This is a genomic window from Cystobacter fuscus (assembly GCF_002305875.1).
GTDB classification, from domain to species: domain Bacteria; phylum Myxococcota; class Myxococcia; order Myxococcales; family Myxococcaceae; genus Cystobacter; species Cystobacter fuscus_A.
The window spans coordinates 11,449,969-11,462,691 of the sequence record NZ_CP022098.1 but is presented as its reverse complement, the minus strand read 5'-3'; the positions used below and the strand labels follow the sequence as shown (position 1 = coordinate 11,462,691).

The 12,723-nt window shown below is 68.6% G+C and carries 10 protein-coding genes; 3 read left to right on the top strand and 7 right to left on the bottom strand.

Going from position 1 to position 12,723, the window contains the following annotated elements; genetic code table 11:
- Positions 1–16 precede the first annotated feature (16 nt).
- The 5 genes from CYFUS_RS46380 to CYFUS_RS46360 form a co-directional block, all read right to left on the bottom strand.
- Positions 17–1,039 (bottom strand): zinc ribbon domain-containing protein, encoded by a 1,023-nt coding sequence (locus CYFUS_RS46380; protein ID WP_095991066.1) that lies wholly within the window; start codon positions 1,037–1,039, stop codon positions 17–19.
- 60 nt (positions 1,040–1,099) lie between these two features.
- Positions 1,100–2,146, bottom strand: a complete 1,047-nt coding sequence (locus CYFUS_RS46375) for an NAD(P)-dependent alcohol dehydrogenase (protein ID WP_095991065.1) — start codon at positions 2,144–2,146, stop codon at positions 1,100–1,102.
- 184 nt (positions 2,147–2,330) lie between these two features.
- Positions 2,331–4,061 (bottom strand): peptidase MA family metallohydrolase, encoded by a 1,731-nt coding sequence (locus CYFUS_RS46370; RefSeq protein WP_095991064.1) that lies wholly within the window; start codon positions 4,059–4,061, stop codon positions 2,331–2,333.
- Complete coding sequence (locus CYFUS_RS46365; RefSeq protein WP_095991063.1) at positions 4,061–7,213, bottom strand: DUF4175 family protein; 3,153 nt, start codon at positions 7,211–7,213, stop codon at positions 4,061–4,063. The genes CYFUS_RS46370 and CYFUS_RS46365 overlap by 1 nt, the downstream gene beginning before the upstream one ends.
- A 151-nt stretch (positions 7,214–7,364) precedes the next feature.
- A complete protein-coding gene (locus CYFUS_RS46360) occupies positions 7,365–7,952 on the bottom strand; it encodes a MarR family winged helix-turn-helix transcriptional regulator (RefSeq protein WP_232537203.1) in 588 nt (195 codons plus the stop codon).
- A 257-nt stretch (positions 7,953–8,209) separates the two neighbouring features.
- Here CYFUS_RS46360 and CYFUS_RS46355 point away from each other — a divergent pair, with 257 nt between their 5' ends.
- Genes CYFUS_RS46355 through CYFUS_RS46345 form a run of 3 tightly spaced genes read left to right on the top strand, consistent with a single transcriptional unit; the run spans position 8,210 to position 10,771 of the window.
- The gene (locus tag CYFUS_RS46355; protein ID WP_232537202.1) at positions 8,210–8,947 is read left to right on the top strand and encodes a class I SAM-dependent methyltransferase; all 738 of its coding nucleotides are present in this window, start codon (positions 8,210–8,212) and stop codon (positions 8,945–8,947) included.
- Between the two features lie 13 nt (positions 8,948–8,960).
- Entirely contained in the window at positions 8,961–9,836 is an 876-nt protein-coding gene (locus CYFUS_RS46350; protein ID WP_232537201.1) for a hypothetical protein, read from the top strand.
- On the top strand, positions 9,833–10,771 hold the full coding sequence (locus CYFUS_RS46345; RefSeq protein WP_232537200.1) for a type VI immunity family protein: 939 nt from the start codon (positions 9,833–9,835) through the stop codon (positions 10,769–10,771). Before CYFUS_RS46350 ends, CYFUS_RS46345 begins: the two co-directional genes overlap by 4 nt.
- A gap of 35 nt (positions 10,772–10,806) precedes the next feature.
- Here the strand turns inward: CYFUS_RS46345 and CYFUS_RS46340 are convergent, their stop codons facing one another.
- Both CYFUS_RS46340 and cysW read right to left on the bottom strand, forming a co-directional pair.
- A complete protein-coding gene (locus CYFUS_RS46340) occupies positions 10,807–11,868 on the bottom strand; it encodes a sulfate/molybdate ABC transporter ATP-binding protein (RefSeq protein ID WP_095991061.1) in 1,062 nt (353 codons plus the stop codon).
- A complete protein-coding gene (gene cysW / locus CYFUS_RS46335) occupies positions 11,865–12,713 on the bottom strand; it encodes a sulfate ABC transporter permease subunit CysW (protein WP_095991060.1) in 849 nt (282 codons plus the stop codon). The genes CYFUS_RS46340 and cysW overlap by 4 nt, the downstream gene beginning before the upstream one ends.
- Positions 12,714–12,723: the final 10 nt, after the last annotated feature.

The following is a 12,723-nucleotide window of genomic DNA, read 5'->3' as shown; positions in this document are numbered from 1 at the left end:
ACGGCCGTGGACGGGCTCAGGGCATCACGAGTGGATGGAAGCCCGGGTGTCCGTAGACCGCGGCGCTCACTTCACCAACGCGCTCGCGAAGTGTCCAGGCCAGGTCCCGCTCTCCCTCGCCCTCCTCTCCCACCGCGGCGCGCTCGAGGAGGGTCGCCAGGGCACCGGGGACCGAGCGGGGGAGGGTGGCCCGGACGGGATCTCCGCCGAGCACCGAGATGATGCACCGGGCGCTCATCCGCACGTCGTCCATGGGCGTGGGCCGCTGGGAGTCCAGGAGGCTCGCGGGATAGAAGTCCTCGTAGCGCGTGCAGATGGCGCGCAGGCGGGCTCCCTTCACGCGGTCCGCGCAACTGAAGCCCACGAGCCGCACGCCATGCTCGCCGTGTTGCACGAGCAGGTGCGGGGGCAGCACCGCGCCGTGCACGTAGCCCGCGCGGTGCAGCACCGCGAGCGTCTCCAGGATGCGCCGCCACATCCACACGGACACGCGCGGATCGACACCCGAGGCATGCACCCGGCGCACGGCCTCGAAGGTGTGGAGGTAGCCAGGAGTCTGGCGCACGAGCAGGGCCTGGCGGCCCTCGTACGGTCCCCCTCGCAGGGTGCCGTGGGCCACGGGCTGGGGCAGGTGGGTGAGGAAGGCCGGGGCCTCGTTCCCGATGGCCGCTTGGAGTTCCACGAGCATCCGCCACTCGTGCTCCAGGAGCGGCGCGTGCTCGGGGTCGCGCAGCACCTTCATCAGGATGCGCTCGGTGGGCCGCCGGGCCCGCTCGGCGGCGTAGACGTCCGAGATCTCTCCCCGCGCGATGAGGGGGCCGGGAGCCCAGTGGCCGGTGCCGACGGTCCACCACTGCGAGTAGCCGTGGCGGGCGGGGTCCTCCCACTCCTGGAGGGCCTGCCGGTAGCGCGCGACGGAGACGGCGCTCGGGTCGATCTGGACGGTGGTGCCGCAGTAGCCACAGACAGTCGAGCGGGCGAAGCGCCCCGGGGCGAGGGGGGCGTTGCACTGGGGGCACTTCACGACGCGCTCGGCCATGGGGCGTTCTCTCCTGGGGACTGCTTTCCCCGAGGATAGCCGCTCAACGCGCGAGCCGGCTCACTTGCGCAGGCTGGCGATGTCGATCACGAAGCGGTAGCGCACGTCGCTCTTGATCATGCGCTCGTAGGCCTCGTTGATCTTCTGGACGGGGATGACCTCGATGTCCGCGGCCACGTTGTGCTTGCCGCAGAAGTCGAGCATCTCCTGGGTCTCGCGGATGCCACCGATGAGCGAGCCGGCGAGCCGGCGCCGACGGAAGACGAGGGGTCCAGCGGCCAGGGGCACGGGAGCCTCGGGCAGGCCCACGAGCACCATGGTGCCATCCACCTTCAGCAGGCCGAGGTAGGCGTTGTAGTCGTGTGGGGCGGAGACGGTGTCGAGGATGAAGTTGAAGGAGCCCGCGAGCTTCTTGAACGTGTCCTTGTCGGACGTGGCGGCGAAGTGCCTGGCGCCCAGGGCGAGCGCGTCCTCGCGCTTCTTCTCCGAGGTGCTCAGCACGGTGACCTCGGCGCCCATCTCCTTGGCGAGCTTCACGCCCATGTGGCCGAGCCCGCCGAGGCCCACCACGGCCACCTTGTCCCCGGCCTTCACGCCGAAGTGGCGCAGGGGCGAGTAGGTGGTGATGCCCGCGCACAACAGTGGCGCGGCGCGATCCAGCGGGAGAGAGTCGGGGATGCGCAGCACGTACTGCTCGTCCACGGTGATGCGGGTGGAGTAGCCACCCTGGGTGACGGTGCCCTGGCGATCCTTGGCGTTGTACGTGCCCACCATGCCCCGGTCGCAGTACTGCTCCTCGCCTGCCTTGCAGTTGTCGCACTCGCGGCAGGAGTCCACGAAACAGCCCACGCCCACGGAGTCGCCGACCTTGTAGCGGGTGACGGACTTGCCCACCTGGGCGACCTTGCCGACGATTTCATGGCCGGGCACGAGCGGGTACTTCGCCTTGCCCCACTCGTCGCGCACCGTGTGGATGTCCGAGTGGCACACGCCACAGAAGAGGATGTCGATGAGCACGTCGTGAGGGCCGGGCTCGCGGCGCTCGAACGAGAAGGGTGCCAGGGGGGCCTTGGCGCTGGGGGCGGCGTAGGCTTGAACGGTCGGCATGGGGAGAGCTCTCCGAAAGGTGAAGGACAACACTGCAAGCGCCGGATCGATTCTTGGACCCGAGGGCGCCGCGCGACACTAACGGGCACCTTTGGACGGTGCCCTGAAAGAATGTGCGGGCGCGAGTGCTCGCGTGCTTATGCGCGCGAGCGTCCGTACCGATGGTGCGGCTGACGCCGGGACGTCAGTGGCCACCATCCTTGGGGGCGGCGGGTGCCTTGCCCTCCGGCTCTTCCACGCCGACGTTCCCGGCGTTCACGAGCTCCGAGTCGTCGCGCAGGAAGGCCCGGGCGCTGGCGCTGACCTCGTCCGGGGTCATCCCGGTGAGGGCCGCACTCGCGCTGCGGGCGCGGCTGGCGAGCGTCGTCTCGCCGAGCTCTCCGTGGATGCGGGTGAGCGCGATATGGATTTCCGGATCGAACGGGTCCGAGGAGAGGGCATCCAGGTAGGACTGGCGGGCCTTCTGGTAGTCCGCGCGGTGCAGGAAGATGCGGCCCAGGTGCACGTTGGTGGTGGGGGAGCCCGGGTGCACGCGCAGCGAGCCGCGCAGCACCTGCTCCGCCTCGTCCAGCCGCCGCAGCTCCAGCAGCGCGAGCGCGTACTTGTTGGACACGGACTCGTACTTGTCGCCCACGAGCTTGTGCGCGCGCGAGTACTCCTCGGCGGCGGCCTTGATGCGGTTGCGCTCGCGCATGAGCTCGCCCAGGTGCGCGAACTTGCGCGCCGGTATCTCCGTCACCTCCGCGAAGTCGCCGAAGGAGATCTCCCGACCCTTCTTCTTGTCGTCCGGCTCCTTGGCGTTCTCCTTGAGCACGACCTCCTCGGGCGGCAGCAGCTCCTGGGGAAAGGGCTGCTGCTTGATGTGCGCGAGCCAGTTCTTCTCGAACTGGGCGAAGGGCATGCTCGTGGCGCCCTCCACCGCCTTGCGGTCCTGCTTGCCATCGCGCAGGCCGAGGATGATGTCGCGCAGGCCCCTGTTGCCCTGGGTCTTGTAGACGTAGTCGATGGCGAAATAGACCTCGGCGAAGGCGGTGGCGGCGTCCTCGGCGGTGGGCAGCATGGCGATGGACGGGTGCATCTTCTCGAAGGGGATGAGCTTGTCCTCCTTCACCCGTCGCCCGAGCAGCGCCAGCGTGGAGGGCGTCATGGCGAGCCCGGGCTTGCCGCGCCAGCGCGACTCGAGGAACTTGGCCAGGCCCTCGTGCAGCCAGATGGGCACGGTGTTGTGGCTCATCTGGCTGACGACCAGGTGGATGTACTCGTGCGCGAGCGTGTCCTGCCAGTCATAGCCGCGCGCCACGGCCTTGGGGCTCGTCACCATGAGCTTGTTGAACTTGCAGATGGCGATGGTGCCCGTCGTCTGGATCTGCTGGTAGGTGAGGGTGCTCACCTTGGACAGCTCGCGTGCGTTGTTCACCACCTCCACGCGCACCTTGCCCGGAGGCCGGTGGCCCAGGTCCTCGGCGAGCGCGCGGTGGATGGACTCCAGCGTCTCCAGCGCGTAGGGCGCCAGCACCTCGTCCTTGCCCGGAGGGTAGTAGAAGATGAAGTGCTCGCTCTCCACGTGGCGGTGGCCCTTGACGATGTCGCGCGTGTCCTTGGCCAGCCGCATGTAGCTGCCCGGCTTGTCCTCGATGCGGGCCTTCTTCAGGAGCTCCACGGCCTCCGGGTAGTTGCCCTCCTCGAAGGCGACGCGGCCCTGGAAGTACTTGAGCGGCTCGATGTCCTCCGGGACGAGGCCCTCGAGCGCCGTCAGCTCGCGGCGCGCGGTGGGCACGTCCCAGTTGTCCAGCGCCGACTCCACCTTGCCCAGCTGCTCCTTGGCCTCGTTCTTCGACTCCTGGGCGCGCGCGCCCAGGGGAGTGCTCAGCACCAGCGCCAGCAGCAACAGGGATGTGCTCGCGGCACGCGTCATCACTTCACCAGCTCCTCGTAGTAGCGCTTCACCTGATCCCGGTACTTCTCCGGCGTGCCTTCCTTCATGGCGTCGAGCAAGTCCTTGCGGAACTCGCGCGGCGCCTGGTAGGCCTCCTCGTCGGGGATCTCCACCTTGTCGCGCGGATCCTGGCCGTTGCCCTGTCCGCGGCCCGAGCCCATGCCCATGGGCAGTGGCAGCCCGCGTCCCTTGCCCTTGCGCTGCTGGCTCTCCTTCATCTGCTTCTGGAACTGGCGCAGCCCCTCGAGCGCCGCCTGCTGCTCGCCGTGACCCCGGTTGGCGTCCTTGCCCTGCATGCGCTGCGCGGCCTCGCCCATGCGCCGGCCAATCTCCTCCATCTGCTCGCCGGCCTCCTGGCCGAACAGGGGCGCCATCTGCTCCATCTCCTCCATCTGCTGGCGCAGGCCCTTGGACTGCTGCTCCAACGACTGCTGCTCCTCGGCGAGCTGCTGCAACTGCTGCTTCTCCTGGGGGCTGAGCTGCGAGCCGGGAGGCGGGAAGAGCGACTGGAGCTTGCGATTGACCTCCTCCATGGTGCGCGCGTCGTCCTCCAACCGCTCGGCGAGCTCCGCCGACTGGCGGCGCACCGCGGGCGGGTTGCCGTACATCTCGTCCAGCGAGCGCTGCTGCTCGCCGTAGTGGGCGAGCTGCTGGGCGGCCTCGGCGGCGCGCTGGGTGGACTCCGCCGCCAGGTCGTAGTCGTCCACCTTGAGCGCGTTCTTCGCGTTCTCCAGCTCCGACTGGGCCTGCTCCAGCGGGAAGGAGGCGCGGCTGCTGAGCTGATCCGGCCGCAGCTCCTGGTAGTCCTTCTGCACCTGTTCGATCTGCCGCTGCAGCTCCTCCTTCATCGCCTTGCCGCGCTCGGCGAGCCGGTCCTGGTTCTGCTTCTTGGCCTGATCCCGGATGGCCTGGGTGGCGTCGGCCACGCGCTGCTGCTCCTTGGCCGTCTTCTCCAGGTCGCTCATGAACTGGCCGAACTTCTGCGTGAGCTCGGGGAACTGCTCGCCGCCGAACTGCTCCTGCGCGTCGTTGAGGCCATTGAGCATCTCGTCCATCTGCATGGACAGCTCCTGGAGCTTGGCGAGCGCCTCGTCCGTCTTGCCCTCGCGCATGAGCCGCTCCACGTCATCCAGCGCGCTCTGCATGTCCTGGTCCTTCATCATGTCCTGAAGGGCCTCGGCGTTGAGGTGCTCGTCGCGGATGCCCCGGCGCAGCTCGGCCATGCGCTGCATCAGCTCCTCGATGCGCGCGCGCATCTGCTGGATCTGCTGCATCACCTGTTCGCGCGTCTGCTCGTCGGGCTTGGACTTGTACTCCTCGATGAGGTTGGCCAGCTCCCGGCGCTCGTTGGCGAGCTGCTTGGCCAGCTCCTGTAGCGCCTCGAGCTTCTGCCGGTCCAGGAGCGACTCCAGGTAGAGCACGTCCTTTTCCAGCTCGGTGATCTCCTCGTTGACGAGCGCGCCCAGGCGCTCGCCGATGCCGAAGTCACCGCCGGCCTGGCGCTGCTGGGTGCGCTGGTAGACGCGGCGGAAGTCCGAGGTGGCGCGCACGCGCTGGCCCAGCGTGCTGGCGATGTTGGTGAGCGCGGTGACGAGCTCGGCCGGGGTATCGCGCTCGCGGCGCAGCTCCTGGGCGAGCGTGCCCAGGTCCGCCACCAGCGTCTGGCCACTCGTGTCCACCGCCTGCGCGGCGAGCACCTTCTTCGCGTCCCGAATCTTCTCGCGCTCGGGGCCCTCGAGCCGGTCGGCCAGGTGGTCCACCATGCGGCCCCAGAGGGCCTCGACCTTCTGCAGCGCGGCGCGCAGGTGCTCGGCGGCGCTGTAGACGCGCAGCACCTGGGTGCGGCTCACGCCCCGCTTGGGGCCCTCCACCGCGTCGTTGTCCTTCGCCTCGATGAAGTAGGAGATGCGGTCTCCCGGCTGCACCTTCAGCGTGCCGAGGTTCCAGTTGTAGGTGCCCTTGTCGCGGCGGCCATCCGCGCGGGGCAGGGGGATGCGCGACTCCTCCTTGGAGCCCGGCACGCGGAAGACGAGCGCGAGGCCGTTGAGGCCATAGTCGTCGCTGGCCTCGTACTTGAGCACCACCTGCTGGCCGGGGTCGATCTCGAGCTCCGCCGCGGGCGTGAGCAGCTGCACCTGGGGCGGGGCATCCGCCTCCACGTTGAGCGGGATGTCCGGCCCGGTGGCCAGGGGAGCGCGGCCGGTGTCGTAGAAGACGAAGTGGTAGCTGCCCGCCTTCTTCGCGACGAAGGAACCCACCAGCTCGCGCTTGTCCGTGACGGTGAGCGGGAGCGTCTCGCCGTTGACGATCAGCTCCGCGCGCCGCACCTCCCGGTCCGAGCGCGTCTTGAGCTGCACCTCGGTGCCCGCCGGAGCGCTCACCTCGCCGTTGGTGCCTGGCACGGTGCGCGGGGTGAGCCCCGTGTACGCCGGGTAGCGGTAGGTGATCTCGATGTCGCCGGTGATGGGCTCGCGCGTCTCGGTCTGGGCGATGGGGTTGAGTGACTCGAGCGCCTTGTTCCACCCCAGGCGCCAGTGCGTACCGGCGAGCAGGAGCACGCACGCGAGCACGAGCACCGTCCCGCCGAGCACGAGCCCGGCCTGCTTCACCCGCGAGCCATCCACCACCTGGCCCACGTCCACCTGCCGCACGCGCGCGTCCATCTGGCGCAGGAAGGCGTCGGCGAGGATGGGGGAGTGACCCGGCTGCCGGTCCTGCTCCCGGGCCAGCTCCACCGCGGCGAGCACGTCCAGCGACAGGGCGGGCTGGCGCTCGCCGATGAGGCGCGCGGTCCGGAAGTCATCGCCCACGGTACGCAGGGAGAGCCCGACACCGAAGCCCACGGCGAGCAGCGCGCCCGCCACGGGCGCGAGCATCATCACCCAGCGGCCTCCCGTGGGCGTGAGCAGGGCGAGGAAGCCTCCGGCCACCCACAGCCCGAGGCACAGCGCGACTCCGAGCAGCGCGCCCTGGAGCCAGAGCTGACGGCGTTGGCGCGCGCGCACCGCGGCCAGCAACTCCACGACGCCGGAGGGGCGCGGCCCGACAGAGCGCACCGCGGGAGGCGCCGGAGGTGGTGGCGGTGGGGGAGGAAGTTCGGGACCTGGGGGCTGCGGGGATTCGATGTTCACGCTGTCTCGTCCGCTCGGTCGTGTGGCAACCCCCGACAGGGTCGCCTATTTCCGATCTGTAGCAGGCTCGAGCGCGTGGCGCGCTGTCTTGCGCCCCGAGCGGGCGGGCTTCCGCCGTCCGTGTCCGGCGTTGGAAGCTTGGGGCGGGTGTTCAGCGCTGGGGGGTGGGGCTGGCTGGTGCGTCATCGCCCGACTGCGCGGACGCTTCCTCCTTGGCCAGCGAGGGGCCCTGGGCGTACTCGCCCGGCGCATCCGCTCCACCCAGCTCCTCGGCGAGCGCCGTCAGGGCCTCCTGGGCGGCCTGGAGCCGGGCCCGAGACAGGCGCGAGAGCACTCGCTCCACGGCGGCCTCCACGGTCCCCGTGGCGGGCACATCCATGGTACGGCCCGCCTCGGTGAGGGCGAAGAGGGCCTTGCGTCCGTCGAGCGGATCCGACTTGCGCTCGAGCAGGCCCCGCTTCTCCATGCGCTTGAGCACGCCGGTGAGCGTGCTGGGGTGCACGTGCATGATCTGCGCGAGCCGGCCCGCGGTGATGCCGGGAAATCGCCCCACCAGCCGGAGCACCAGCCGCTGTGGACCGGTCAGACCCAGCGTGGACTCCATGCGCTTGGAGGTGGACTGCAAGCCGTGGTCGACCGCCCACAGCAGCCGCATGAACTCCAGGACCTCACCCAGAGGGGCCTTGTTGTCCCTGCCCACAGTCGTGGGCGACTCGGCCGTTTCGTCGATTGGCTTCATTTCTACAGTGTCCCTGAATTCTACCGGTGACCGCCTGTCCCGGCGCTGCACGGAGTCGCGCATCCAAGTCCTACCTGTTCTGAAAAATCAATACCTTGGCGTTCCCAGGATCTTCCTGGCCTGTCCCTGGGTGGGGTGCCCTCCGAGTGACGGAACGAGAGTTCGTTGAGTTCCCCACGACTTCACTTTTGGAGGATTCTGCCGTCATCCGGCACCCCTTGGAGCGAGCCGCTCATGTGGGAGAAGGGCTCCTCGGTATGACGCCATCCCTCGATTCGGAAGCCCGGAAGCGCGACCAGGAGGACCTGGAGGAGTTCGAGCTGCCCTTCTTCCAGAAGCTCGTCGTCCTGCTCTGGGCCCTGCTCGTCGGCATCTTCGCGCGGTTCACGGACCTGGTGCTGGTGCTCGGGCGTCCCTGGCTGTTGCGGCCCTACCTGGGCATCTGGCTCGCCGAGTGCCTGCGCTCACCCTACCGGGCCAGGCGCACGTTCGAGGTGGTGCGGGCGCTGCGGAGCACGGGTCAGCGCTTCCGGGAGCTCATCTACGGCGAGACGCCGCTGATGACGGCGCTGTGGGCGTTCCGGCGAGCGGGGCTGGGTCCGGGCAGCCGGCTGGTGGACCTGGGGGCGGGGCGGGGGCGGGTGCTCATCGCGGCGCGCTGGCTGGGGGCGGAGGCGGTGGGCGTGGAGCTCATCGCCAGCCACGTGGAGAGCGTGGCGAAGCGGCTCGAGCCCGCTGGTATCACGCTCGTGCAGGGAGACGCGGCCCAAGCGGACCTGAGCGGCGCCACGCACGTCTTCACCAACTGGCTGGCGCTCACCCCGGAGACGAAGGCGAAGCTCGTCGAGCGCTTCCGCACCTGCGCGCCGGGCACGCGCTTCCTCACGGTGGCGCACCCCATCGAGGCCGAGGACTTCGTGCTCCTCTCCCGTCACCGGCTGCTCTTCACCTGGGGCTTCGAGTTCGTGTGGATCCACGAGTACCGGCCCGGGTGAGTGTGGCCTGGGTATGGTGGGTGAACGCCGCGCTCGTGAAGAAGCCCTTGTCGCCTTGGAGGCGAACATGTCCGATCGTCGAACCGTGTGCTGGAGGTTCGCACACCTGTTTCTGGCCAGTGTCCTGCTCGCGGGTTGTGTCAGCGGTCCTCAACGGTTCGGGCGCGGGGAATTGCGTCTCGACTCGGTACGCGCTGCCCAGCTCCGCCAAGCGGTCGTCGTGGGCGAAGTCGCGAGTCCTGTTGCCCCCGCCGCTACTCGGGTCGTGGCGTCCAGCTTCGCCCGGAATGTTCCGCTCCTGCTCACCCTGCTCAAGAGCGATAATGCGGTGAGTGACTTCGAGGAGCGCCTCGCGGAGTGTGCCAGACAAGCCGAGCACCAGGTGAACTTCTCTTTCTTTGGCAACCGCTCCCCGACTCGTGCGGAGTGTGGCGAGGAGGTGGATGTGGATGGCTGCGGTGGGCGCATCACCCGGGCCATGCTCCTGGGTCAGCGAAAGCATGCTCTTGCCCTCCAGTGCGCTCGCGAGGTTCTCGAGCAACTGTGGCCCGCGCCTTTCAGCATCGAGCAGCGCTACCGCTACTATAAGTATGCCGAGATCCTCGAGACGGTCAGTCGGGAGGAGGAGGCGCGCCTCCTCGCCGAGGGCTGCACCCGCGCGCTGTGGCGCACCATCAAACCGGACATCGTCCTTCATGCCGATCGCAACCTTCTGCGGTCGGTGCTCACCCTGGACTACAAGTTTCCTTGCCCCGACACCAACGAGCCGCGGTGGACGCGTTATGGAGAGAGCAGCGCCTATGCCGGCTTCAATCAAGGCGAGATCTACAGGCAAGCACTGGGGGGAGAGGTGTTTCTCATCTCTCCGATGACAGGGGTGATTCAATGAGGGAGAACATTCCCGTCATCCGCTTGCGGACGAAGGACGGGAGGAAGGTGGTGGCCCGCGACGGCGTCATCCTCTGTTTCTTCATGCGCCGTTCCCACAAAGAGGTAGCCCCCGCCGTGTGGCGGGCCTTGCAGAACTACCTTCGCGCCATCCCTCCCCAGTCTCTGAACTGGTATGTCTCGGATGATGGAGACATGGTCCCGCTCGATGACAAGGGCTGGGAGGTCATCCGCAAGCAAATACTCGAACGCCCCTGGGGACTGGAGTGGCTCGTTGATCTCTCCGAGGATCCTGGCGAAGCGGGCGGCTATCACTTCAATTATGACGGCCGGAAGCTCGAGGATCTCATCTTCACTCGCGACGAGGGGGCCACTAGTGCGGTGAGCTTCACCTTTCCCACCGAGTACCTCCTGGAGCACGGCCCTGCCCATCTGCGTGCCCTGGCCCTCGAACTCGCCCGCGAGCTGCCCTTCAGCTTTGGGTATGCCAGCCTCGCCTTCGTCGGTCATCAGGGGTCCTGGTACGCCGGTCGTCGGGAGCTCTCCGACCTCCTCGAGCGTTATCCGGGTCTGGATCTCTATCACCTGGGTGACACCAGCCGGATCATCGGTACCCGTGCCCGAGGTGCCTACTGGCTCACCTTCCTGGGTCAGCCCCTGCTTGGCGAACTCGGAGGTATCGAGCGTCTTCGCCACGAACTCTCCTTTCCTGGTGTCTCCTTCCATCCCCTGGAGGGCGAGCGCCTGCTGCTCTCCCTCGGCGAGTGGCCTGATGCCATCGATACCGCGAAGGAGCACCACCTGCCCCAGTACCTGGCGCTGGCGCACCTGCTGGAGCCGTTCCTCTACGAGCAGCACACCAACAGGTTCTCCGTGGACAGGGACATCATGCGCCACTGGGTTCGCCATCTGTCCCGGATTGTTGGCGAAACCTGAAGGATGACCAGCCAGGGGCCTCCCGGACAGTCACGTCAGATGACGTAGTCGCCGACGAACACCTTGGCCATGCGCACGTCGGCATGCACGAGGTCTCCCTCGACGACGCCCAGCTTGTCGAACTCGGCGCGCGGCACCTCGACGGCCATGCTCTCCCCGGTGGGCAGCTTGAGCAGCACCTTCACGTAACCGCCCACGGGCTTGAGTCGCTTCACCAGGCTCGTCGCGGGCTCCTCCGCGCCCTGCGCCGGTTTGACGAGCTTGATGTCATGCGGGCGGACGAAGGCCTGAACCGTCTCTCCCTCGCGCGCGCTCTGGGGCGCCTCCACCTCCAGCGAGCCCACCCGAGCCCGGCCCGACCGCACCTGTCCGCGCAGCACGCTCGTGCCCCCCACGAAGGAGGCCACGAAGGGCGTGGCGGGGCGATCATAGATTTCCTCCGGCGGCCCCTCCTGCGCCACCCGCCCCTCGCTCAGCACCACCACGTGCTGGGAGATCTCCAGCGCCTCCTCCTGGTCGTGCGTGACGAGCAGCGTGGTGACACCCGTGCGCTCGTGCAGGGACTGGAGCCACTCGCGCAGCTCCACGCGTACGCGGCTGTCCAGCGCGCCGAAGGGCTCGTCCAACAGCAGCAGCTTGGGCCGGATGGCGAGCGCCCGTGCGAACGCCACGCGCTGGCGCTGTCCTCCCGAGAGCTGCCCGGGGTAGCGCTCGCCCAGCTCCTCCAATTGCACGAGCTTGAGCATCTCCTCCACGCGCGCCTCCACCTCGGCGCGCGGCAGCCGGCGCGTCTCCAGCCCGAAGGCCAGGTTCTTGCGCACCGTCATGTGCTTGAAGAGCGCGTAGCTCTGGAAGACGACCCCGATGCCGCGCTGCTGCACGGGCATGTTCGTGCAATCCACGCCCTCGATGAGCACGCGCCCAGCGTCCGGCAGCTCCAGCCCCGCGATGATCCGCAGCAGCGTGCTCTTGCCCGCCCCCGAGGGGCCCAGCAGCGTGGTGATGGCCCCCGAGGGCGCTTGGAAGGACACGTCCGACACGGCGGGTGTCCCACCTTGCGTGAACTGCCGGGTCAGGTGCTCGACGATGACACTCATGGGGACTCGGCCCTCCACTCGACGTACTTCTTGATGGCCAGGGTGATCAGCGCGAGCAGCGTGAGCAGCGAGGCCACGGAGAACGCTCCCGCGAGGTTGTATTCGTTGTAGAGGATCTCCGCGTGCAGCGGCAGGGTGTTGGTCACCCCGCGCACGTGTCCGGAGACGACCGACACCGCGCCGAACTCGCCCATCGCGCGCGCGTTGCACAGCAGCACGCCGTAGAGCACGCCCCACTTCACCTTGGGCAGCGTCACGTGCCAGAAGGTGCGCCAGCCACTGGCCCCCAGCGACAGCGCCGCCTCCTCCTCGTCCTGCCCCTGTGCCTGCATGACGGGCAGCACCTCGCGCACCACGAAGGGGAAGGTGACGAACACCGTGGCCAGCACGATGCCGGGCACCGCGAAGATGATTTGAAGTCCCCGCTCGGCCAGCCACGGGCCGAACCAGCCCTGCCGGCCGAAGAGCAGCACGAAGATGAGCCCCGCGATGACGGGCGACACGCTGAAGGGCAGGTCGATGAGCGTGAGCAGCACGTCCCGCCCCCGGAAGCGGAAGTGCGCGATGAGCCACGCGGCGGCCAGCCCGAACACCAGGTTGAGCGGCACGGCGATGGCGGCGGCCAGGAGCGTGAGGCGGATGGCGGACACCGTCTCGGGATCGCCCAGGGCCGCCAGGTACGCGCCTACGCCCTTCTGCAGGGCGTAGGTGAACACGGCCACCAGCGGCACGACGAGGAAGACGCCCAGGAAGGCGAGCGCCCCGCCGATGAGCAGCCAGCGCGTCAGCGCGGGAGCCGCGAGGGTGCGCCGGGCGCGCTGCGGAATGACGGTGGCCGGGTGCATGGGCGCGGCG

Coding starts and splice junctions, on each gene's coding strand:
- CYFUS_RS46380 (WP_095991066.1), bottom strand. CDS start 1,039: ATGGCCGAGCGCGTCGTGAAGTGCCCCCAGTGCAACGCCCCCCTCGCC.
- CYFUS_RS46375 (WP_095991065.1), bottom strand. CDS start 2,146: ATGCCGACCGTTCAAGCCTACGCCGCCCCCAGCGCCAAGGCCCCCCTG.
- CYFUS_RS46370 (WP_095991064.1), bottom strand. CDS start 4,061: ATGACGCGTGCCGCGAGCACATCCCTGTTGCTGCTGGCGCTGGTGCTG.
- CYFUS_RS46360 (WP_232537203.1), bottom strand. CDS start 7,952: ATGAAGCCAATCGACGAAACGGCCGAGTCGCCCACGACTGTGGGCAGG.
- CYFUS_RS46355 (WP_232537202.1), top strand. CDS start 8,210: ATGACGCCATCCCTCGATTCGGAAGCCCGGAAGCGCGACCAGGAGGAC.
- CYFUS_RS46350 (WP_232537201.1), top strand. CDS start 8,961: ATGGTGGGTGAACGCCGCGCTCGTGAAGAAGCCCTTGTCGCCTTGGAG.
- CYFUS_RS46345 (WP_232537200.1), top strand. CDS start 9,833: ATGAGGGAGAACATTCCCGTCATCCGCTTGCGGACGAAGGACGGGAGG.
- CYFUS_RS46340 (WP_095991061.1), bottom strand. CDS start 11,868: ATGAGTGTCATCGTCGAGCACCTGACCCGGCAGTTCACGCAAGGTGGG.
- cysW (WP_095991060.1), bottom strand. CDS start 12,713: ATGCACCCGGCCACCGTCATTCCGCAGCGCGCCCGGCGCACCCTCGCG.